A 23,280-nucleotide genomic window follows, 5' to 3' on the forward strand; every position below is an offset into this window, starting at 1 on the left:
TTTTTATTATATAAATTAATTAGTTGAATAAATCACAAGTACCATCTTCCGCACAATTTGTTTTGCGATACAAACGAATCAAACGTGAGGTAGAAGCATCATGTTTTTGTGGGTCAATCGCACCTGTCAGTTCTGCCAAAATGGTTTTTGCCAACTGTTTACCCAATTCCACGCCCCATTGGTCAAAACTGTTGATACCCCAAATCACACCTTGCGTAAACACTTTGTGTTCATACATCGCAATCAGGCTGCCCATATTGCGAGGATTCACCTCGTCCATCAAAATCATATTAGTTGGGCGATTACCGCTGAATGTTTTGTGTGGTACAAGTGTTTCAATTTGCTCATCTGACAAACCTTGAGCTTGTAATTCTGCGCGTGCTTCTTCGGGTGTTTTACCGCGCATAAAGGCTTCTGCTTGGGCAAATACGTTGCTCAATAAAATTTCGTGATGACCTGGTAAATTGCTGCGTTTGGTCAATGATGCAATCAAATCAATCGGCGTAACGTGTGTGCCTTGGTGCAATAATTGGAAGAAAGCATGTTGCCCATTGATGCCTGTTTCGCCCCAAATAATTGGACCTGTTTCAGTTGCCACAGGTTCGCCACCCATTTTGACTTGTTTGCCATTGGATTCCATATCCAGTTGCTGAATAAATTTAGGCAAACGGTGCAAATGTTGGTCATAGGGTGCGATGACATGGCTGCCTCCACCGTAAAAATTAATGTACCAAATGCCAATTAAGCCAAGTAATACGGGCAGATTTTTTTCCAATGGTGCGTTGATAAAATGATTGTCCATCAAATGTGCACCGTTGAGCATTTCAATGAAATTTTCTTCGCCCAAATACAGCATAATCGGTAAACCAATCGCTGACCACAAGCTGTATCGTCCGCCTACCCAATCCCAAAATTCAAACATATGGTCGGTATCAATGCCAAATTTTGCTACTTCTGCTTTATTGGTAGATACCGCAACGAAATGTTTAGCAATGTCTTTTTCGCTACCTTCTTTCAAGAACCATTGGCGTGCTGTGTTGGCATTGGTAATGGTTTCTTGCGTGGTAAAGGTTTTAGAGGCAATGATAAATAATGTGGTTTCTGGATGCACTCTTTCCAACACATCGCGCAGTTGTGCGCCGTCCACATTGGATACAAAGTGCATATTCAAACGCGGATGTCCAAAACCTTTGAGCGCGGTACACATCATCAAAGGACCTAAATCCGAGCCACCAATACCAATATTGACCACATCGGTAATCACTTGATTGGTGTAGCCTAACCATTCGCCGCTACGAACGGCATGTGAAAATTCGCCCATACGACGCAAAACATCGTTTACTTGCGGCATCACATCTTCGCCATCTACCAAAATAGGATTATTGGTACGATTGCGCAAGGCAACGTGCAACACGGCACGATTTTCCGTTTGATTGATTTTTTCGCCACGGAACATTTGTTGCATGCGTTCTGGTAAACCTGCTTGCTTGGCTAATTCAACTAAATTGCCCAAAATTTCATCATTGATGCGGTTTTTAGAAAAATCCACATGAATGCCGCCCACTTCTAAACAATAGCGTTCTGCGCATTGTGGGTCTTGTTCAAATTGGTCGCGCATTTGGATATGTTTGCTTTGTTCAAAGTTTTGTTGCAAGGCTTGCCATGCTGGAAAATCAATAGGTTGTGCCATGTTATTGTCCTTAATTGTTACTTGTTTGAAATAATACTACAAATAGAATTATAAAGCGAAGTTTCAAAAAAAGGCAGCCTGAAAACTATTTTTTTTTGCGTTTTCAGGCTGCCTTTATGGATTATGATGAATGATGATGCTCATCCATACGATGACGAATCACGCTACGCTTGCCTTTTTCCAGTTGCAAGCTGGCAGTTTCGCCCAATCTCAACGCCAAACCAATCGCCAAAATATCTATAATCGCCAGTTGCAACAAACGCGATACCATTGGCGTGTAGCGCGTGCTGTCTTCTTGTGCGGTTACGGCTAATACGCAATCGGCAAGTTGTGCCAATGGGCTGTCGGTACGGGTAATGGCAATGACTTGTGCGCCGTTTTCTTTGGCGATGCTGACCGCATCCAGCACTTCAATAGACGAACCTGAATTGGAAATAACCACCAGTACATCTTGCGGACTGAGTACCGCCGCAGCCATTAACTGAATATGTGTGTCAGAATAAGCAACGGTGGAAATGCCGAAACGGAAAAATTTATGTTGTGCATCTTGTGCCACAATGCCTGAATTGCCAACGCCATAAAATTCAATGCGCCGTGCGTGAGTCAGCATGGCAATGGCGTTTTCCAATTCGCTTTCTTTCAGGCTGCGTCTTGCGCCCAATAAGGCGGCGGCAGTGTTACCCAATACTTTTTCCATTACTTCACTCATGCTGTCATCGGTGTTCAATTCTTCGTGAACATAGGGCAGACCTGAATGGCTGATGCTGGCAGAAAGTGCAAGTTTAAATTCGGGTAAACCCTTGTAATTCAAGCTGCGACAAAAGCGAATAACGGTGGGTTGTGATACTTGGGCGCGGTCGGCAATTTCGGCAACGGCGGCATGCACAAACCATTTAGGTTCAGCCAGCGCACATTCGCCAACTTTGCGTTCTGCGGCAGATAGGCTTTCCAATTTTTCACTGATATTGCTTAACATAATTGTTCTTCCAGTTTAGTTTGCGTTGATTTTTTGGGTTTCAGGCTGCATTAAATAGGCAGCCTGAAATATTTATTCTCAGTTGTATAGTAGATTAGGCAGCCTGAAAATACCGCTGCAACAACATCAATGCCGACAACACTCGCGCATCGCCAAATTCAGCATCATCAATCAAATCATTCAATTGTGCCAATGGAATAGACACAGGTATCAGCGGTTCAGGTTCATCGCCTTGTCGTTTGGACGGATACAAATCCTGTGCAATAAAAACGTGCATCGGGCTATACATATGACTAGGCGATGAATACAACACGCGCAAAGGTGTGATAGTGTGCGCGCCCATACCGATTTCTTCTTGTAATTCACGATTGGCAGCTTGTTCTGGTGTTTCGTTCGCATCAATTAAACCTTTAATACAGGTCAATTCATGGCGTTCCGTGCCAACTGCGTATTCCCGAATCAGTGTCAAACAATCGTCCATAATCGGCAACACCATCACCGATGGACGGCGCGCTGGGGTCAGTCGCTCATAAGTGCGTTCCACGCCATTGCTAAAACGCAAATCCACCGATTGCACTTCAAACACGGCGGTTTTGGCAGCGGTGCGGACAGCTAAAATTTCGGGACGAATTTGCGTACTGTGCAAAATAGACATGGTAAAACTTTCTTGAATTATTTTTCAGGCTGCCTTTATTTAATCATCATATATTATTAAGGCAGCCTGAAAGCATTATAAAAAACAAAATTACATTTGACTACATATTATTTAAATGATTTTCCAATGCCACCGCTGCGCCTGTGATGCCAGGGTATTTGCTCAACACCACATAAACAGGAATGGTCGCCAAATATGCATCAAAACGTCCTTTGTTGTCAAAGCGATTGCGGAATGGCGAATATTTGAAATAATCAATAAAACGCGGAATGATGCCGCCGCACAAATACACGCCACCACGCGCACCCAAAGTCAAGGCTAAATTAGATGCCACCGTGCCGAGCATGGCGCAGAAAATATCCAAAGTTAAACGACACAAAGGCGATGTGCCGCTCAACGCACGTTCGCTGATTTCAGCAGGAGTCAAAGTTTGACGTTTTACGCCTTCGCGTTCTGCCAAAGCTTCGTAAATCAACACTAAACCTGCGCCGCTCAAAAAACGTTCGGCAGAAACGTGCCCAAATTTTTTCTTGGCGTATTGCCACACCATCACTTCGGCATCGTCAAATGGGGGAAAGCTGACGTGTCCGCCTTCGCCTGCCAAAGGAATGTAGCCACTTGGCGATGGAATCAAACCGCTCACGCCCAAACCTGTTCCAGGCCCTAAAACTGCTTTGGGTGCGTCTTCTTCGGCTTGCATACCACCAATTTGTACTAAATCGGCAGGGTCGGTTTTGGTAATGGCGAGTGCTTGCGCGGTAAAATCGTTGATAAACAACAAGGTTTCCAAATGCAAGGCTTGGCGTGTGGTTTCAATGGAAAACGACCAATGGTGGTTGGTCATTTGCAACCAGTCGCCAAACACGGGATTGGCAATGGCAACCGCTGCATGTTTAATCACTGGGCTGCCTGCACGTTTCAAATATTCTTTAACCGCATCTACAATCGTGTTGTAATCATTGCACGGTAATACTTCAATTTTTTCAAAAACTTGATTTGCTGTTTCCAATGCAAAACGGGCATTAGTGCCACCAATGTCGGCAACCAAACGGGGAAAATTAGTCGTTGTAGATGACATGAGTTTCTACCTTGTGTGAATTTAAAACATAACTAACAGGGAAAGTTTGTGTGGCAGCCTGAACTGCTTGCTCGTATACGGCACGTTTTTCTGCACCTGCGATGGCTAAATACACAAACGGCGTGGCTTCAATCGCGGCAAGTGTCATGCTGATGCGTTCGTGTGGCGCGGTAATGGGCGTGGTATGCAACAAGGGTTGCGGATAATCTGCGCGAATGGCATCGGCAAATTGTGGTGCTTGGGGGAAAATGCTGGCGGTGTGTCCATCGCCACCCATACCCAAAATCAATACATCAGGTTGCGTGTAATGTTGCAACGCAAATTCAACGGCTTGCGCGGTATTTTTCAGGCTGCCTTCGGTGGCATCATCGGCAATAACAGGCAACCATTTTGCTTTTTGTGCTTGATTTTGCAACAAATATTGTCGCACCAAACCTGTGTTGCTATCAGCGTGATGTGTCGGCACAACGCGCTCGTCCACCAAAGTAATATTGACGCGCTCCCAAGCCAAATCCATTTGATTGAGTGCTTGAAAAAAAGCAATTGGCGATTTGCCACCCGATATGGCAAGTGTGGCACGTTCTTGTTTTGCCAACACATCACGCAGATTTTGGGCAACTTGTTGCGCCAAATATTCTGCCGATTGGGTGGCATTTTCTGTTTGTGTGAATTGAACCATAATTGTTCCTTGTGATGATTGGTAATGATTTTTTCAGGCTGCCTGAAAGCCTATGTTTAGATATTTTAAATGACCGCAAACCCTAATTTCACGGCAAAAGTACAAAATAATAAGCCAACCAAAGCTAAACCTGCCGCGCCAACTTTGGGTTTACCGCCAAACCATGTTGCCAATTTGCTGCCTGCGATTGCTAGCATAAACAAATAACACATGCTGACCACTTGCAAAGTGATTGCCAACAATAAAAAACTCAACGCAGGATGCGGATAATTGGGGTCAACAAACGGGATAAAAAACGATAGGAAAAACAAAATCGCTTTTGGATTCATCAAACTCAATGTTAAAGCGTGTTTGAACACATTTTCGTGTGGCTGTTCAGATGTTATTTGCATGGTTTGTTCAGGCTGCCTATTGGGTGGTGGATTGGATAAGGCAGCCTGAAAACCTTGCCACGCATCGCGCAACATTTGCACACCCAAGTACGCCAAATACAAACCTCCGATTATTTTTAACACATTGAATAACATGGGATTGGTTCGTAAAACCGAAGCTGCACCCCCAGCGGCTAATGCCATTAGAATGCTGTCGCCAATAAAAACCGCTGCCATGGTTTTAGTCGCTTCACGCACGCCTGAACGTGTTGCTACTGCCAAACAATACATGGAGTTTGGGCCAGGCAAAAAAATAATCGTCAAGACCCCAATGAAATACAAAGGGTAATCTACAATGCCATACATAATTTTCTCGTTTACACCCTTTTCAGGCTGCCTTTTAGGGCTAATAGCAGTCGTAGGTCAAATTCCAACCTACGACATAAAAAAGAATGCAAATTCTTATTTTGCTTCTACTGGCACAACATTGGACTGACTAGATGCAGAAGGTGCATTGCTTGAACATTCCACCGCATTTTTGTAGGTAACACGACCTGATAATGCAGCCAATTCTTTCATACTCAATTTGCGGTCGCCATTGGTATCCAAAGTGTGAAATGTTTTGAGGCTGCCACGATTGAAATCACGCTCGAATGCTTTAACACCATTCATGTGTTTCCATTCATGTAAGCTGATTTGACCATCTTTGTTTTTATCCAAACGCTTACCAAATGCTTCCACCGCAGAAGTATTTTGACACGCCATAGCGCCAGAAGTTGCAGCTAATAATACAGTTGCTAAAATTGCTTTTACTTTCATCGTATTTCCTTCTAATATAATTGAATAAATAGGCAGCCTGAAAACTATTTTGCCTTTTTCAGGCTGCCTTATTTTATCGTGTACCCAAAAGGCTGCCTGAAAAATTACGCTTGGTCTTCCAACCACGCATTGCCATCACGCGCCAATAAATCTTGCGCTTCTTTCGGGCCCCAGCTATTTGCCGCATAACCATAAGGTTTAATTGGCGAAACCGCCCAATTATCCAAAATCGGCATCACCCATTCCCACGCTTTTTCCAATTCATCGCGGCGATTAAATAAGCCCAAACGCCCATCAATCACTTCACGCAACAGCAATTCATAGGCTTCGGCACGGCGGGCATCGGACACTTTGCCCATGTCCAACACCATTTCCGCAGGCTGCACGTCCAAACCGCTACCCACTTGTTTCACATACAATTTCAATGAAATCGTCTCATCGGGCTGCAAACTAATCACCAAACGATTGGGATTGGCACCAAACAAACCGTTTTCTTGTTCCTTGAAATTCAACACAATTTCTGCGGAACGCGCCGCCAAGCGTTTGCCCGTGCGCAAATAAAACGGCACACCCGCCCAACGTGGCGTATCAATTTCAGCGCGAATGGCAACATAAGTCTCGGTGCGGCTGTCGGCTGGCACATTGTTTTCCTGCAAATACCCTTTCAGGCTGCCTGAATCGGTGTATTGGGCGCGAATCACGTTTTTGTCCACATCGGCAGAAGTCATCGGTTTTAAGGCTGCCACGACTTTTAATTTTTCATCGCGCACATCGTCTGCATCCAAAGATTTGGGTTTTTCCATTGCGACAAAGCATAGCATTTGCATAATGTGGTTTTGCACCATATCGCGCAATGCACCTGTGATGTCGTAAAACTCGCCGCGTTCTTCCACGCCCAATTGTTCGGCGATGGTAATTTGTACGGATTTGACAAAATCTTTGTTCCAAACTTGTTCAAAAAACACATTGCCAAAACGCAAAGGCAAAACATTTTGCAAACTTTCTTTGCCCAAATAATGGTCAATGCGGTAAATCTGATTTTCTTGGAAATAGTGCGCCACATCGGTGTTGATTTCTTGCGATGATTGCAAATCTGTACCAAGTGGTTTTTCCAAAACAATACGAACATTGTCGGCATTCAAGCCCACGTTTGCCAAATTTTTGCAAGCAGGCGCGAAAAATTTGGGCGCGGTGGACAGGTAAATAATCACATTGTCGGTTTCGGTACGCGCTTTAACGATTTTACTCAATTCAGTAAAGTGTTCAGGCGTGTTCACATCTACGGTTAAATATTGAAGGCGCGCAATGAACGATGCCCACAATTCCTCGCTAAAATTTTTCTTCACATGAATTTTGCTATCAGTTTCCACTTTTGCCAAAAATTGAGCCGTATCAAATTGGCTGCGCGATACGCCCAAAATGCGACCTTGCGGATGCAATAAACCTGCTGCGTGTGCTTGATACAAACAGGGCAATAATTTGCGCATTGCCAAATCGCCCGTTGCGCCAAAAATAACCATGTCAAAATTATTTAATTGTTGGGACATTTTTGATTCCTTTCGGATAAAAGTGAGTAGAAATAAACAAAATTCTTTAATAACGCAGCCTGAAAACAGCTTATTTTTCTTTTCAGGCTGCTTTTTTACTGAAATTATATTGCCAATCAATAGACCAAAATAAGGGTTTTACACGGATTTCAGGCTGCCTTTTGGCATAGATTATTTAAATGCAGCCTGAAAGTATCTTTCCTCCTAGTAGCAATACTACACATTATTACACTTATTGTATATGATTAAATTTGGCAAGAATTTGATATAGCACAGCAAATAGTCTGATTTTATCCGCAAAATGTTGTAAAATTACAGCAATGGTTGCGCTATTTTCAGGCTGCCTTTTTCCAATTTATTTGTAACAATGCTACAAAAAACCGTTATAATCATACCATTAAATTAGCTTATAAGGATAAAACCACATGACAAATCTGCACCCTAAATTAGCGGAAATTACCAACCGTATTATTGAACGCTCACGCCCCACTCGTGAAGCCTATTTGGAACGGATTCGCGCACAAAAACAACAAGGTCGTGTGGAGCGCGACCAACTGGGTTGTTCCAATTTGGCGCATGGTTACGCGGCAATGCCCAAAACCATCAAAATTGAAATGCAAAAAGAAAATGTGCCTAATTTGGGTATGATTACGGCATACAACGACATGGTGTCGGCGCATCAGCCATTTAAAGATTTTCCTGATTGGGTTAAAGATGAAGTGGCAAAACATGGTGCAACCGCGCAAGTGGCTGGGGGTACGCCTGCGATGTGTGATGGCATCACGCAAGGTTATGAAGGCATGGAATTGTCGCTGTTTTCGCGTGATGTGATTGCGATGAGTACAGCGGTGGGTTTGTCGCATCAAATGTTTGATGGTGCGTTATTTTTTGGCGTGTGCGACAAAATTGTGCCGGGGTTGGTGATTGGTGCATTATCGTGCGGTCATATTCCTGCGATTTTCACGCCAGCAGGTCCAATGGTCAGCGGCATCGGCAACAAAGAAAAAGCGCGTACACGTCAATTATTTGCAGAAGGTAAAGTAGGACGCGATGCATTGCTGGAAAGCGAAATGGGTTCGTATCATAGCCCTGGTACTTGCACATTCTATGGTACGGCAAATTCCAATCAAATGATGATGGAATTTATGGGTTTGCATTTGCCAGCAGCAGCATTCTTTAATCCTTATACGCCTATGCGTGAAGCTTTAACACGTCATGCAGCAGCACATTTGGCGCAAAGTGTGAAAAATGGTACAGCCAAACCGATTGGCGAAATGTTGAGCGAAAAATCGTTTATCAACGCATTGATTGGTTTGATGGCAACAGGCGGTTCAACCAATCACACCATGCACTTGGTGGCAATGGCACGCGCGGCGGGTGTGATTTTGAATTGGGATGATTTTGATGAAATTTCGGCGATTGTGCCCTTGTTGATTCGCGTGTATCCAAACGGTCAAGCGGACGTGAATCATTTTGCGGCGGCAGGCGGTTTGCCATTTGTGATTCGTGAGTTGCGTAATGCAGGTTTGCTGCATGATGATGTGGACACGGTGGTGGGTCATGGTATGCAAGCCTATACACAAGAACCATTTTTGTTGGACGGCAAATTGGTGTGGCAAGATGCAGTAGCAGAAAGTCGCGATGAAAATATTTTGCGCACGATTGACAATCCATTCTCGCCTGATGGTGGTTTGCGTTTGATGAAAGGTAATATTGGTCGCAGCGTGATTAAAGTATCAGCAATGCGTCCAAACAGTTTTGAAATTGAAGCACCTGCGATTGTATTTGATGACCAACGTGATGTGTTGGCAGCATTTGAACGTGGCGAATTGGATGGCAAAGATTTTGTGTGCGTGGTGCGTTATCAAGGTGCGCGTGCCAATGGTATGCCTGAATTACATAAATTGACACCGCCATTGGCTATTTTGCAAGACCGTGGACAAAAAGTGGCGTTGGTTACTGATGGTCGTATGTCTGGCGCATCGGGCAAAGTTCCTGCGGCAATTCATGTTTCTCCAGAAGCCTTGATGGGTGGCAATATTGGCAGAATTCGTACGGGCGATATGATTCGTTTTAATGCGCATACGGGTGAATTGAATGTGTTGGTGAATGAACGTGAATTTAAAGCGCGTAGCGTGCCAGCACCTGATTTGTCTCGCAATGCCCACGGCATTGGACGAGAGTTGTTCGCAGGTTTCCGCAGCCATGCCAGCAGCGCGGAAACGGGTGCAATGAGTTTTGGCGGTGATTTTGCTTAATTATTTTCAGGCAGCCTGAAAACAAATATGGAACGTTAAATCTCAAGTTTAACGTTCCATTTTTATGGATGGAAACCTTTATAAAAGGCAGCCTGAAACCTTTCAGGCTGCCTTTTTATTATAAAAACATTACAAGTAGAATTTCTCAATCACATTCAATTTGTCGTCCAGTTTATACACCAAAGGCTGACCCGTTGGGATTTCCAAATCCATAATGTCTTCATCAGAAATGCCTTCAATGTGTTTAGCCAATGCACGCAAAGAATTGCCGTGTGCAGCAATCAAAACGCGTTTGCCTGACAAAATAGCTGGGGCGATTTGGTCATGCCAAAATGGTAAAACACGCTCCAAAGTAACTTTCAAATTTTCGCCATCGGGTACAACATCGGCTGGCAAGTTGGCATAGCGACGGTCGTTATGCGCTGAAAACTCATCATTTTTATCCAACAAAGGTGGCAATGTATCGTAGCTGCGACGCCAAATGTGAACTTGTTCATCGCCATATTTTTCGGCAGTTTGTTTTTTGTCCATGCCTTGCAATGCACCGTAATGACGTTCGTTCAAACGCCAAGATTTGATTTGTGGTACAAACAGTTGGTCGCTTTCTTCCAACACGATGTTGCAAGTTTTGATGGCGCGCGTTAAAACGGATGTGAAGGCAATATCAAATTCGTAGCCGTGTTCTTTCAATTTTTTGCCAGCAGCGGCAGCCTCTGCCAAGCCTTGTTCTGACAATTTGACATCGCGCCAACCTGTGAACAAGTTTTTCGCATTCCATTCGCTTTGACCGTGGCGGATAAATACCAATTCCATAAGTGCTTCCTTTGTTGTTTGTAGGTAGAAAAGTAGCTTTATAACAAAATTTGCTTGTTTTTGCTATATAGGCAGCCTGAAAACCGATTTTTCTTGTTTTCAGGCTGCCTATAGATTGGGTTACGAATAAAAACGTGGGACACAAAATAAATTGTGTCCCATTTGAAGTTACAATACAAGTATCAAAAGAGTTGCTGTCTCGGTTGAGAATATACGCGATTGATGCCGTAAAAACAAAGAAGACTTTTTTATTTAAGATAGTGCCAAAGGCTATATAAAGTTTCGCAGTTGTAGGTCGGGCATTCATGCCCGACACAATGCTGTGATTCATCATGTCGGGCATGAATGCCCGACCTACAATTGTCATGCAGCCTGAAAATGATAAGGAAAGAAAATGCAGCCTGAAATCACATTTGTTGTACCTGCTTACAATGTGGCGGAATATTTGCCTGATTGTTTGGAAAGTTTGCTTGCCGTGCCTGTGGCGAAAGAAATTATCTTGATTGACGATGGTTCTACGGATAATACGGGCGAAGTGGCGCAAGATTTTTTCAGGCTGCATGATTGCATTACCTTGATTCGACAGCATAATCAAGGCGTATCAGCAGCGCGAAATCGTGGTATTGCTCTGGCGCGTGGTCGGTTTGTGCAATTTGTGGATGCGGACGATATACTACGCAATCAAGCGCACTATCCCGCTTGGATTGAGTTTGCGACCCAGCAAAAAATAGATATTGTGAAGACGTTGATTCAATGGATAAAACACAATGGCGAATATTTGACCACGCAATCGCCCTATCATCAATTTAATGGAGAAGCCTATGTGTCGCATGGACATGATTATTGGCATCAAATGTTGTTGGTCAATTGGTTTCCATTGGCGACAAATGGTTTTTATCGTACGCAATTATTGCAGCAACATGGGCTGCGTTTTCCCGAAGGTATTTCGCATAGTGAAGATGCACTGTTTTTTGCTGATGTAATGTGCAGTCAGCCCGATATTCGCGTGCTGGAAATCAAGCAAGTGGGTTATGTTTATCGGCATCGTGTAAATAGTGCATCGCACTCGCTTGATAGTAATATGCGCGGATGTGTAAGTACCTGTGAAATTGTGAAATTATTATGGCAGCGCATGGAATGGGCAAAACAACGTGCGATGCAGTCTGAAAATCAAGCGCATTGGCAGAGAATGCATAAGCATTTAATCAGCACAATAGCGGTTCAAGTCATGGTGTTGTATGACAGATATTATGTATATTTGAATGAAACGCAAAAAGCCAGTGTGCGTCATTATTTCACGCCTGAATTATTGGCGTTGGTTCAGCCGTTTAGCAAGATAGATATTGTTTTGTAAAACATGATGTTATTGGGAATTTTGTGAAATAGGCAGCCTGAAAATAAAAATATAGTTTTCAGGCTGCCTTTTGGAAATAAGATTAAATATCTTTTCGCTGTTTTACATTTTCGCCAATAATTTCACATTTATTTATGCGATACTGCGCGCAGTCTTTGTCAAACAACTCGGGAGAGTAATTATGAAATCTATCGTAAGCAAAACGGCTGCTATTATTTTGATGACCGCTACTTTGGGCGCATGTACCGCAAATGGTGGCGTGGGTCTGTCGCCATCCCAAGCCAATACCGCTTTGGGTGCAGTAGTTGGTGCAGCAGCGGGTAACTTAATCGGTCATGATACCGAAGCGACTTTAACTGGTGCAGCTTTGGGTGGTTTGATAGGTAGTCAAATCAACCGTTAATTGGATTATTTAATGGCAAAAGGCAGCCTGAAAAATTATTTTCAGGCTGCCTTTTCGTACATATAAATACTGTGAATTGCATAGTCATGTGAATTCACTATAAAGAGTGGGGAAATGTTGGGTTCAAGAATCTGACTTACCGTTTCAGGTTTTGCAAAGGTTTCAGTTTCCTAATATTGAATCGCAAGGACAACAAATTGTATTCGTATTACCAAGTCAATATCTAGGGAAATATTTCTCCCTAGTTCGCGTTATAATCGGTTTTTTCCTGCGAAATAGATGTTCAGATTCTTGAATCTGACAAATTTTATGGTGGTAGGAAATATCGGCTAATCCGAACTACCCTCATTTCGTTTTGCAAAAAATGACTATAATCATAAAAAAGGCAGCCTGAAAATGCATACCAAACTAGAAATTGAACGCCGTTTTCTCTTAAAAAACGACACTTGGCGCGAACACGCCAGCGCACCCAAAACGCTGCAACAAGGCTATTTGAGCGTAGAAAAAGAGCGCACCATTCGCGTGCGTATTGTGGGCGAACAAGCATGGCTCACACTCAAAGGCTACATCAGCGATGCCACTCGCAGCGAATTTGAATACGCAATCCCACTCGCCGATGCACAAATGATGATGGATACCATGTGTCCATTCAAAATCCAAAAAAATCGTTATCTGGTGGAATATTCAGGCTATACTTTTGAAATTGATGAGTTTTTTGGCGACAATGCGCCATTGATTTTGGCAGAATTAGAATTGCCCAGCGAAGATACCGATTATCCACGTCCCGATTGGTTGGGCGAAGAAATTACCGCCGATGGACGTTTTACCAATGCCTATATTAGCCAACACCCATATAGCACATGGTAACTTTCAGGCAGCCTGAAACAAAAAAACCTTTGTCATACAACAATAAACCTTGTATAATCCGCCGTTTTCGTAGGCAAATTTCTGCGATTTACCCTATTTGGCAAGGCACAAGCCCCAAAAATAACAACTAAATCCTTGTAAATATTGCCCAAAAACACGGTTTATGATATAAACCGCGTTTCATTTTTGATAAATTTTTTCATTTTTAAGTTTGGAGACCAATCATGGCAAAAGTTTGCAAAGTAACTGGCAAACGTCCAATGTCTGGCAACAACGTATCACATGCCAACAACAAAACCAAACGTCGCTTTTTGCCTAACTTGCAATCACGTCGTTTTTGGGTTGAGAGCGAAAACCGTTGGGTTCGCCTTCGTTTAACTAACGCAGCATTGCGCACTATTGACAAAAACGGTATTGATGCTGTTTTGGCTGACTTGCGTGCACGCGGTGAAGCGATTTAATTGCTGGAAAAAGGATTAATATCATGCGCGATAAAATCAAACTGGAATCTTCTGCTGGTACAGGTCATTTCTATACCACGACTAAAAACAAACGTACAATGCCAGGCAAAATGGAAATCAAAAAATTTGACCCAGTTGCTCGCAAACACGTTATTTACAAAGAAACCAAATTGAAATAATTTTTATGGTTTTAAATAAAAAAATCTCCGTATCATTTTTTATGACGGAGATTTTTTGTTGTGAAGAAATGATAAAGGCAGCCTGAAAATGCACGCTAAATTGGATAAATGGCTTTGTGAACATCCGCGCCGACCGAGACTTCATGGTTTCCCGCGTTTTTTAACGGAATTTTGGTTTTTTGGTTTGAAAGAGGCGCGTGCGTGTGTGTTTGCAGGTTTGTTTTTTGTGGCGATGTTTTTGGTGCCTAAATCGGGCATCTTGGGTTTGCCACGCTATGATGTGCTGTTAATTTTTGCGATAGTGGTGCAGTTGGGTATGTTATGGGCAAAATGGGAAACTTGGGACGAAATCAAGTCCATCACTTTGTTTCATATCGTTGGTTTTATATTGGAATTATTTAAAACATCGCCCGATATTCAGGCTGCCTTATTGCCTGCGGATGCGCATATTCGGGCATCTTGGGCTTATCCTGATTTTGCGTACAGCAAAGTGTTTGGTGTGCCGTTGTTTACGGGGTTTATGTATGCGGCGGTGGCGAGTTATATCATTCAGGCATGGCGATTGTTTGATTTGCATGTGTACCGAATGCCACCATATAGTTTGGCAACATTGACGGCTATTGCGATTTACTTGAATTTTTTTACGCATCATGCGATAGCAGATTTGCGTTGGTATATTGCTGCGTTTGTGATGGGCTTGTATGCGCGAAGTTATGTGGTGTTCACGCCGTATGATACGCCACGCAAAATGCCGATTTTGTTAGCCTTTGTTCTGATTGGTTTTTTTATTTGGTTGGCGGAAAATATCGGTACGTTTTTGGGTATTTGGCAGTATCCTAATCAAATGGGGGCGTGGTCATTGGTGCATATCAGCAAATTCAGTTCATGGTCGTTGTTGGTGATTATGACTTTTACGATTGTTACGCATTTGAAACATATTAAAGCAACGGTATTTGTTGCGAAATGAAATAGGCAGCCTGAAAATATTTTCAGGCTGCCTGAATAATTATTGCATGATTATTTTGCACGCAATGCCGCTGCTTCTTTTGCTAAACGTGTAATCGTATCCCAATCTTTATTTTGTACTGCTTCTTTTGGCGTCAGCCATGTGCCGCCTACGCATAATACGTTAGGCAAGGCTAAATATTCGGGTGCGGATTGCAAAGTAATCCCGCCAGTTGGACAAAAACGAATGTTTGGATAAGGACCATACAAGGCTTTAAGCATGGCTTTGCCACCCACCACTTCGGCAGGGAATAATTTTAAGGTATCAATGCCATGTTCCAATGCCAGTTGTACTTCACCAGGGGTAGCGATACCAGGAATTAAGGGAATATCAACATCGTGGCTGGCTTTTGCCAATGATTCATGCAAACCAGGGCTGATAGCAAAAACTGCACCTGCATCGGCAACCGCTTTTAATTGTTCGGGATTGGTTACCGTACCTGCGCCAACAATCGCATTAGGTACTTCTTGTTTAATCAATTTAATGGCATCTAAACCCACAGGTGTGCGCAAAGTGATTTCCAAAGTGGGAATGCCACCTGCTACTAATGCGTGTGCTAAATCAACGGCGGTGTTTAAATCATCAATCGCCATAACGGGAACAACCGCGCCTGCGGATAAAATGTCGCGTGGAGTCATATTTTTTCCTTGTATTTAATGTGTTAGATGGATTTCAGGCAGCCTGAAACTATGTAAATCCTAATGTTTGGCGGAGTTCTGCGTCATGCGTGACTCAAAAGTTTTCTATCATTGATGATAGGTATGCACTTTTTATGTTGTTATGACTTTGAACTATGCGCAAATCTAGGTTTTTGCAAAGACTTTAGCCCTGAAAAAGATAAGTGGTGTTATTTTACACCTTAATTTGTTATTTTGTTACATTGGTATTTTTTTCAGGCTGCCTATAAAAATAACACCTTATTTCAATTCAAAAATTTCCCGTACAATGATTTTATAAAACGCGAACGCATCTAATGCACCTTTTAATGCAGCGGTACGTTCTTCTTCAGTTAGAGATAAGGTATTCAGTTGAGCGACAAAATCACGCCAATGTTTACCGCGTCCATCAGCATGTGGTGCCAAATGGCGTGCACCATATTCAGCCCCCAAACCTAATTTATTTTGTGCATCTTTAAACAAAAATGCTGCGCCTACATTGGAGCCTTCTGCACAATACAGCCAACCTAAAATTTCAGCACCTGATAACTGTGGCAATGGGGTTTTAATGGCTTTTTCACTTGTATTCAAATCTTGTAAATCTTGTATTACAGAATCGTAACGCGCCAATTCAGACAAACCTTCAATTTTTTGATTTAAATCAGGATTTTTATAAATATCATCTACAATTTTATGAAAAATGGCTTGCAGTTGTAAAAATCTGATGTAGTTTTCAGGTGTATCAAAGGGTTTGACTGACATAACTAAATTATCTACGCTATCGTGCGTCGTTTGGCAATTGTATTTCAAAAATTTGGCAAGAGTTAAATTGTCCAAATTTTCATTTTTTTCATCGCAATTGGTATGATTGAACATTGTTTATCTCCTCTGAAAAAATCTATATTATGGTAATGAGTCTAAGAACCTGTATTCATAAGATTGATGGCTTGATTTTATTGACACACTTGCGAATACAAGGCGACTTTTCATGTCAATATTGAACATATTGGCATGAAAAGCCAACGCAGTAGGCGCATGAAGTGGCGATAAAAGCAAGCTCAATATTGTGAATACAGGTTCTAAATATTTAGGCAGCCTGAAATATTTGAAAAATAAATATCTTTGGTGCATTCCTGTCATGTACTACTCAAAAGTTTGCCTATATTTTGTGATTGGTCTGAACTTTAATATTTTCTAGATGACTAAAATTTATTGAAAATATTTTAGGTTGAAATCAAATCAATCACATATTCAAAAGATTATGCAATCTTTACGTTTTTTTATGTGGGAAGTATAATCATAAAAGAAAATAGAAATTAATATTAATTTCATTATTAATTATGGAGCATTTTTATGAGAATAACAAGGGTACTGGCATGCAAAGTAGCGAAATGAAAAAATTATCCTTATTGCTACTGATGGTTTGTTTAGGAAATCAATCGATTGCTGATAGCGTAATTCATGCGCAAGAATTGGAAAATATTCATGTAATAGGTAAACGCCAGCGTGGTTCGGTTATTTCGGAAACGAAAAATCGCGCCACGATTACGCGTGAGATGATTCGTGATAATCGGGATTTAGTGCGGTATAGTGCTGATGTAGGCGTAGCGGAAAATGGGAGACACCAAAAAGGGTTTGCTATGCGTGGTGTAGATGATAATCGCGTTGGTATTGCCATTGATGGTATTACTTTGCCTGATTCTGAAGAAAATTCGCTTTACAAACGTTATGGTAATTTCAATCATTCACGCCTGCGCATTGACCCAGAGTTGGTACGCAATATTGAAGTGATAAAGGGTTCGGATTCTCTTAATTTTGGTAGTGGCTCGTTAGGTGGGAATGTGAATTATCGTACTTTGAGTGTAGGCGATATTGTGCGAGATGACCGTCATTTTGGTGGTATGTTGCGCAGTGGTTACAGCACTAAAAACCGTGAGTGGGTGAATACCATGGGTTTAGGCTTTAGGAATGATGCTTTTGATGCTGTCATTTTGTATACCCATCGCCATGGTCATGAAACTCAAAATCATGACAATACTGCTGAGCCAAGAGTAGGGGAAAGTGATGAAGTACGTGCTAAATTTGCTAGGCATGGTATTAATCAAATTAATCCAGATCCATCACAACACAATAATAATGGTTGGTTGGCAAAATTGGGCTGGCAAGTTAGTCCTTCACAGCGCATTGCTTTAACATACAATGGACAACGCAATAGCAATTTTGTGAACGAATTTTCTTACGAGCATCCTACATGGCTTACTGGGCGCGGTTGGCGCGATATTGATGACCGCCAACGTATCAGTAATACTGCTCTTACTTATGAACTTACACCTGAAGCATCGCCTATTTCTGTGTTTAAGGTAGAACTTGATCATGCGCGTACGCACAATGGTATTAATATTGCAAAAGGACAATATAACTACATTTCATTCAATAATTATGGTTATGATAAACAGCACACAGAAGAATATTTTCAACGCTACAATAAAACTAAATTAAATCGGTTGTCTTTGTTTACAGAAACAAACCCATTTCAATTTTTGGGGCAACATACTTTGTCATTTAAAATATTGGGAGGACTGCGTGAATTTGAAAACATCAATAACGACCAGTTTTTCAAGGCGGATGGGACATTAGAAGACAGAGGATACATCAACTGGACAACAGGTGAAAAAATGCCTAATCCAGATATTTATACGATTCAACATCCTGTGAAAACGACATTTTATGGCATAGCGGTACAAGACAAAATTAAATGGAACCAAACTTTTTCATCTCAAATTGGTATTCGATATGACCAAGAAAAATACAGCCCTCAACACAGTAGCATAGCTTGTGGTAATGCTACACGTATGGGGCGATTATGTGGAGCTGCCAAAGATAAAACTTTCCGAAATTGGAGTGGACTTGTGGGATTAAATGCTCAATTGAATGATAATTGGCATTTGGGCTACCAAATCAGCAGTGGTTTTCGTAATCCTACTGCTTCGGAAATGTATTTTACATTTGAAAGTTTTGCAGGAAATTGGTTTGCCAATCCCACCTTAAAAGCAGAAAAAAGCATAAATCATAATATTACACTTTCAGGTAGTGGGCATTATGGTAAATTGAATTTAGGAGCTTATCACAGTCGTTATCGTGATTTTTTGTATGAGCGCGAAGGGTGGGTTAATATTGAAAATCCATATTGCAATTCTTCTTGGTGCGATCGTTATGTTTCCACGCCATACCAACAATTTTTTAATGCTGATAAAGCCAAAATCAGCGGCATAGAACTGAAAGGTAGTCTGAATTTGAATGTCATTGGTTTTTTACCGCAAGGTTGGCAAATGTCAGGAGCATTGGGTTGGAGTAAAGGACAAATGTATAGCGAAGGGCGTAAAGTCAATTTGCTGGCCATTCAACCTTTGAAAGCCATTATTGGTTTGGATTATGAACATCCTAGCGAAAAATGGGGTATTTTCTCGCGACTAACCTACAATAAAGGTAAGAGCCCTAAAAATGCTCAGTATTTACAAGGAGAACGCCGTTGCATTCGTGAAGAATTTGACTATTGGTATGGTTCATCCATTTGTCGCGCTTACGATACTGCACAACCATCAGTACAACAATTTCCTTGGTGGAATCAATCTGCATGGATATGGGATATTTATGGCTATTATCGTCCTATGAAGAACTTTACTATGCGTGCTGGCATATACAATGTTACCAATCGCAAATACCACAGTTGGGATACATTGCGCGGTTTGAATTTAACAGGCACATCTGACCGTGTTGCTCGAGCTAACGATAGAGGAAATCATAATCAAGGCTTGGAACGTTTTACAGCACCTGGTCGTAATTATGCTGTTTCTTTAGAATATAAATTTTAAAGCAGCCTGAAAATTAATGAAGTGTATAGATTTGGATATTGTGAGTTTTATTGATTTTTCAGGCAGCCTCTCCATCACAAGAGACTGGTAGCATAGAAACCTTTGCAAAAAAACTATTCAGGCAGCCTGAAAACTCGTAGGCTGGATACTTGCATCTGATAATTTTAAAATAAAAACAAATGCCTGTTCAATATAAAAAATATTGGATTAAAGAATCCAGCCTGCCATTTGGGGTTCTGTAAAGATTTTAGCTTGAAAAATAAACCACTTGATTTTTTTATAAAAACAGGCGATAATTTCGCCTTTCAGATTTGGCGGAGCGATAAACATCGTTCTGCTTTTTTGTGTACAAGCAAATAGCTTGGCACTGTTCTTTTAACTTGTTCTTTATAGAAGGAATTTAGCTCATGGCTAAGGAAAAATTTGAACGCAGCAAACCCCACGTAAACGTAGGTACAATCGGTCACGTTGACCATGGTAAAACCACTTTGACTGCTGCATTGACCACCATTTTGGCTGAAAAATTCGGCGGTACAGCAAAAGCTTACGACCAAATTGACGCGGCTCCCGAAGAAAAAGCACGCGGTATTACCATTAACACCGCTCACGTTGAATACGAAACCGAAACTCGCCACTACGCACACGTAGACTGCCCAGGTCACGCAGACTATGTGAAAAACATGATTACTGGCGCGGCTCAAATGGACGGCGCAATCTTGGTATGTTCTGCTGCTGACGGTCCTATGCCACAAACTCGCGAACACATCTTGTTGGCTCGCCAAGTAGGCGTTCCTTACATCATCGTGTTCATGAACAAATGCGACATGGTTGATGACGCTGAGTTGTTGGAATTGGTTGAAATGGAAATCCGCGACTTGTTGTCTAGCTACGATTTCCCAGGAGATGACTGCCCAATCGTTCAAGGTTCTGCTTTGCGCGCTTTGGAAGGCGACGCAGCTTACAAAGAAAAAATCTTTGAATTGGCTGCTGCATTGGACAGCTACATTCCTACTCCAGAACGTGCGATTGACAAACCATTCTTGTTGCCAATCGAAGACGTATTCTCTATCTCTGGTCGCGGTACAGTAGTTACTGGTCGTGTAGAACGCGGTGTAATTAAAGTAGGCGAAGAGATTGAAATCGTTGGTTTGAAAGACACGCAAAAAACCACTTGTACTGGTGTGGAAATGTTCCGCAAATTGTTGGACGAAGGTCAAGCAGGCGATAACGTAGGTGTATTGTTGCGTGGTACCAAACGTGAAGAAGTTGAGCGCGGTCAAGTATTGGCTAAACCAGGTTCTATCACACCACACACCAAATTTGAAGCAGAAGTGTACGTATTAAGCAAAGATGAAGGTGGTCGTCATACCCCATTCTTCGCAAACTACCGCCCACAATTCTACTTCCGTACAACTGACGTAACTGGCGCAGTTACTTTGGCTGAAGGCGTAGAAATGGTTATGCCGGGTGAAAACGTGAAAATCACCGTTGAATTGATTGCGCCTATCGCAATGGAAAACGGCTTGCGTTTCGCGATTCGTGAAGGTGGTCGTACCGTAGGTGCGGGCGTTGTGGCTAACGTAATTGCTTAATTCAAAAGGATAAAGACAAATGGCTAACCAAAAAATCCGTATCCGTTTGAAAGCCTACGATTACAGCTTGATTGACAAATCAGCCCAAGAAATCGTTGAAACCGCAAAACGCACTGGCGCAGTGGTAAAAGGCCCGATTCCTTTGCCAACCAAAATTGAACGCTTCAACATCTTGCGTTCGCCACACGTGAACAAAACTTCGCGTGAACAGTTGGAAATCCGCACGCATTTGCGTTTGATGGACATCGTGGATTGGACGGACAAAACCACTGATGCTTTGATGAAATTGGACTTGCCTGCTGGCGTGGACGTTGAAATCAAAGTAAAATAATCTGATTGTAAAATCGACAAAATCCCCTAAACTAAAATGATTTAGGGGATTTTGGTTTTATGGAAATTTATTTTCAGGCTGCCTGAAAACGAAATATGGTTAATCATAATTTAAGATTTAGTATATAGTGAATTCAATTTAAACCAGTACAGCGTTGCCAGCTCCCTTATGTACTATGTGTACACGATAGCCATTGTCGCCTTGTCCTGATTTAAATTGAATCCACTATAACGTTAGTTCGTTTTATGCGAATCTATATGCAGTTAAAATAAAAAATAATACAGTGTTGCCAATTCCTTTGTGTACTTATTTGTACACGACGGTCGCTGCCGCCTTGTCTGAGTTTATTTTAACCGACTATAAATCCAATCTTTTGTAAATAAGAAATATTATCATTTAAGCAATAAAAATACAAAATCTAATATCAAAACTTTTAAAGATTGCTGAAATTGGTTAAAATATAAAGTTACGCTAATTAACTTGCCTAATAAGGTCAATTTTATGTTGTCAAATTACTTCCCTGTCCTAATTTTCATTATTGTTGGGTTGGTGGCGGGTATTCTCTTTTTGGTGCTGGGCAATTTGCTCGGACCCAAACGCCATTATCACGAAAAAGACACCCCCTTTGAATGCGGCTTTGAAGCCTTTGAAAACGCGCGCATGAAATTTGACGTGCGCTATTATTTGGTGGCGATTTTGTTTATTTTGTTTGATTTGGAAGTCGCGTTCATGATTCCATGGGCTGTGGTTTTCAAAGATTTGATGGCTGAAACGGGTGCGTATGCGTTTTGGTCTATGTTTGTGTTCATCGTGATTTTGACGGTGGGCTTTGTTTACGAATGGAAAAAAGGTGCGCTGGAATGGGAATAGAAGGCGTTTTAAATAAAGGTTTTATTACAGCCAGCGCGGATACAGTTTTGAACTATGTACGCACAGGCTCGCTGTGGCCTGTTACCTTTGGTTTGGCTTGCTGCGCGGTGGAAATGATGCATGCAGGCATGGCGCGTTATGACCTTGACCGTTTTGGGATTATTTTCCGTCCATCGCCACGCCAATCTGACTTGATGATTGTGGCAGGCACATTAACCAATAAAATGGCACCGGCCCTGCGCCGCGTGTACGACCAAATGGCAGAACCGCGTTGGGTGTTGTCTATGGGTTCGTGCGCCAATGGCGGTGGTTATTATCACTATTCCTATTCGGTGGTGCGCGGTGCTGACCGTGTGGTACCTGTGGATGTGTATGTCCCAGGTTGTCCGCCGACTGCCGAAGCCTTGTTGTATGGTTTGATTCAGTTGCAGGGCAAAATCAAACGCACTTATACGATTGCGCGGCATTGAGATTTTTCAGGCTGCCTGAAAGAGATACAATGAAAAAATTATGGTTTTTACTGTTGTTTGTGCCTTTCATTGCCATTGAAAAAGCACACGATGAATTTGGTATCAGCTATCGCCCATTTATTAAAAAACCTTGGCATTTTCGTATGGTTTATGTCGATTCATGGAGTGAGCAGGATTGGTCGGAATTTTCAAGAAACCATGAAGCTGTAATGGAATTGGGAGATTATTGCGAAGTTGCATTATGGCTTGACGAGGGAGATAGAGGAAAGTGTGCTTACGTAACAAAATAATCTTTCAGGCTGCCTGAAAAGTAGGGTGCATCTTGATGCACCA

General features: G+C 42.1%; 24 protein-coding genes. 13 read left to right on the forward strand and 11 right to left on the reverse strand.

Features of this window, described 5'->3' with window-relative positions; genetic code table 11:
- Positions 1-19: 19 nt before the first annotated feature.
- The 8 genes from pgi to zwf form a co-directional block, all read right to left on the reverse strand.
- On the reverse strand, positions 20-1,690 hold the full coding sequence (gene pgi / locus MIS45_RS01340; protein ID WP_249450762.1) for a glucose-6-phosphate isomerase: 1,671 nt from the start codon (positions 1,688-1,690) through the stop codon (positions 20-22).
- Between the two features lie 121 nt (positions 1,691-1,811).
- On the reverse strand, positions 1,812-2,666 hold the full coding sequence (locus tag MIS45_RS01345) for an SIS domain-containing protein (protein WP_249442866.1): 855 nt from the start codon (positions 2,664-2,666) through the stop codon (positions 1,812-1,814).
- Positions 2,667-2,760: 94 nt separating this feature from the next.
- Positions 2,761-3,321 carry an ADP compounds hydrolase NudE gene (gene nudE / locus MIS45_RS01350; protein WP_249450763.1) on the reverse strand — a complete coding sequence of 187 codons (561 nt, stop codon included), beginning with the start codon at positions 3,319-3,321 and terminating at the stop codon, positions 2,761-2,763.
- A 100-nt stretch (positions 3,322-3,421) separates the two neighbouring features.
- A complete protein-coding gene (locus MIS45_RS01355; protein ID WP_249442868.1) occupies positions 3,422-4,399 on the reverse strand; it encodes a glucokinase in 978 nt (325 codons plus the stop codon).
- A complete protein-coding gene (pgl, locus tag MIS45_RS01360; RefSeq protein ID WP_249450764.1) occupies positions 4,380-5,078 on the reverse strand; it encodes a 6-phosphogluconolactonase in 699 nt (232 codons plus the stop codon). Before pgl ends, MIS45_RS01355 begins: the two co-directional genes overlap by 20 nt.
- 65 nt (positions 5,079-5,143) lie before the next feature.
- Entirely contained in the window at positions 5,144-5,815 is a 672-nt protein-coding gene (gene leuE, locus MIS45_RS01365) for a leucine efflux protein LeuE (protein ID WP_249450765.1), read from the reverse strand.
- A gap of 96 nt (positions 5,816-5,911) precedes the next feature.
- On the reverse strand, positions 5,912-6,268 hold the full coding sequence (locus MIS45_RS01370; protein WP_249450766.1) for an EF-hand domain-containing protein: 357 nt from the start codon (positions 6,266-6,268) through the stop codon (positions 5,912-5,914).
- A 104-nt stretch (positions 6,269-6,372) separates the two neighbouring features.
- Positions 6,373-7,815 (reverse strand): glucose-6-phosphate dehydrogenase, encoded by a 1,443-nt coding sequence (zwf, locus tag MIS45_RS01375; protein WP_249450767.1) that lies wholly within the window; start codon positions 7,813-7,815, stop codon positions 6,373-6,375.
- A 425-nt stretch (positions 7,816-8,240) separates the two neighbouring features.
- Between zwf and edd the strand changes: the two genes are divergently transcribed.
- On the forward strand, positions 8,241-10,073 hold the full coding sequence (gene edd, locus MIS45_RS01380; RefSeq protein ID WP_249442873.1) for a phosphogluconate dehydratase: 1,833 nt from the start codon (positions 8,241-8,243) through the stop codon (positions 10,071-10,073).
- A gap of 129 nt (positions 10,074-10,202) precedes the next feature.
- Here edd and MIS45_RS01385 read toward each other — a convergent pair whose 3' ends face one another.
- Positions 10,203-10,886 (reverse strand): 2,3-diphosphoglycerate-dependent phosphoglycerate mutase, encoded by a 684-nt coding sequence (locus tag MIS45_RS01385; RefSeq protein ID WP_249442874.1) that lies wholly within the window; start codon positions 10,884-10,886, stop codon positions 10,203-10,205.
- Positions 10,887-11,280: 394 nt separating this feature from the next.
- Here MIS45_RS01385 and MIS45_RS01390 point away from each other — a divergent pair, with 394 nt between their 5' ends.
- The 6 genes from MIS45_RS01390 (at position 11,281) to MIS45_RS01415 (ending at position 15,117) form a co-directional block, all read left to right on the forward strand.
- Positions 11,281-12,240: a glycosyltransferase family 2 protein gene (locus MIS45_RS01390; protein WP_249450768.1), complete on the forward strand. Its 960-nt coding sequence runs from the start codon at positions 11,281-11,283 to the stop codon at positions 12,238-12,240.
- A 181-nt stretch (positions 12,241-12,421) separates the two neighbouring features.
- Complete coding sequence (locus MIS45_RS01395) at positions 12,422-12,643, forward strand: glycine zipper 2TM domain-containing protein (protein ID WP_249450769.1); 222 nt, start codon at positions 12,422-12,424, stop codon at positions 12,641-12,643.
- 396 nt (positions 12,644-13,039) lie between these two features.
- Positions 13,040-13,510, forward strand: a complete 471-nt coding sequence (locus MIS45_RS01400; RefSeq protein WP_249450770.1) for a CYTH domain-containing protein — start codon at positions 13,040-13,042, stop codon at positions 13,508-13,510.
- A gap of 224 nt (positions 13,511-13,734) precedes the next feature.
- The gene (gene rpmB, locus MIS45_RS01405) at positions 13,735-13,971 is read left to right on the forward strand and encodes a 50S ribosomal protein L28 (protein WP_249442878.1); all 237 of its coding nucleotides are present in this window, start codon (positions 13,735-13,737) and stop codon (positions 13,969-13,971) included.
- Between the two features lie 23 nt (positions 13,972-13,994).
- Positions 13,995-14,150, forward strand: coding sequence for a 50S ribosomal protein L33 (rpmG, locus tag MIS45_RS01410; RefSeq protein ID WP_002642891.1), 156 nt, complete (start codon positions 13,995-13,997; stop codon positions 14,148-14,150).
- A gap of 88 nt (positions 14,151-14,238) precedes the next feature.
- On the forward strand, positions 14,239-15,117 hold the full coding sequence (locus MIS45_RS01415; RefSeq protein WP_249450771.1) for a DUF817 domain-containing protein: 879 nt from the start codon (positions 14,239-14,241) through the stop codon (positions 15,115-15,117).
- A 50-nt stretch (positions 15,118-15,167) separates the two neighbouring features.
- Here the strand turns inward: MIS45_RS01415 and MIS45_RS01420 are convergent, their stop codons facing one another.
- Positions 15,168-15,794 (reverse strand): bifunctional 4-hydroxy-2-oxoglutarate aldolase/2-dehydro-3-deoxy-phosphogluconate aldolase, encoded by a 627-nt coding sequence (locus MIS45_RS01420; protein WP_249450772.1) that lies wholly within the window; start codon positions 15,792-15,794, stop codon positions 15,168-15,170.
- Positions 15,795-16,073: 279 nt separating this feature from the next.
- Entirely contained in the window at positions 16,074-16,688 is a 615-nt protein-coding gene (locus MIS45_RS01425) for a biliverdin-producing heme oxygenase (RefSeq protein WP_249442881.1), read from the reverse strand.
- A 515-nt stretch (positions 16,689-17,203) separates the two neighbouring features.
- Here MIS45_RS01425 and MIS45_RS01430 point away from each other — a divergent pair.
- The 6 genes from MIS45_RS01430 (at position 17,204) to MIS45_RS01455 (ending at position 23,237) form a co-directional block, all read left to right on the forward strand.
- Positions 17,204-19,684 carry a TonB-dependent hemoglobin/transferrin/lactoferrin family receptor gene (locus MIS45_RS01430; RefSeq protein ID WP_249450773.1) on the forward strand — a complete coding sequence of 827 codons (2,481 nt, stop codon included), beginning with the start codon at positions 17,204-17,206 and terminating at the stop codon, positions 19,682-19,684.
- A 407-nt stretch (positions 19,685-20,091) separates the two neighbouring features.
- Positions 20,092-21,276 carry an elongation factor Tu gene (tuf, locus tag MIS45_RS01435; protein ID WP_249442883.1) on the forward strand — a complete coding sequence of 395 codons (1,185 nt, stop codon included), beginning with the start codon at positions 20,092-20,094 and terminating at the stop codon, positions 21,274-21,276.
- Positions 21,277-21,295: 19 nt separating this feature from the next.
- Positions 21,296-21,607, forward strand: coding sequence for a 30S ribosomal protein S10 (gene rpsJ, locus MIS45_RS01440; RefSeq protein ID WP_249442884.1), 312 nt, complete (start codon positions 21,296-21,298; stop codon positions 21,605-21,607).
- Between the two features lie 501 nt (positions 21,608-22,108).
- On the forward strand, positions 22,109-22,477 hold the full coding sequence (locus MIS45_RS01445; protein WP_249444333.1) for an NADH-quinone oxidoreductase subunit A: 369 nt from the start codon (positions 22,109-22,111) through the stop codon (positions 22,475-22,477).
- Entirely contained in the window at positions 22,468-22,947 is a 480-nt protein-coding gene (locus MIS45_RS01450) for a NuoB/complex I 20 kDa subunit family protein (RefSeq protein WP_249450774.1), read from the forward strand. The genes MIS45_RS01445 and MIS45_RS01450 overlap by 10 nt, the downstream gene beginning before the upstream one ends.
- A gap of 29 nt (positions 22,948-22,976) precedes the next feature.
- Positions 22,977-23,237, forward strand: coding sequence for a hypothetical protein (locus MIS45_RS01455; protein ID WP_249450775.1), 261 nt, complete (start codon positions 22,977-22,979; stop codon positions 23,235-23,237).
- Positions 23,238-23,280: the final 43 nt, after the last annotated feature.

The organism is Wielerella bovis (genome assembly GCF_022354465.1).
Classification (GTDB): Bacteria; Pseudomonadota; Gammaproteobacteria; order Burkholderiales; family Neisseriaceae; genus Wielerella; species Wielerella bovis.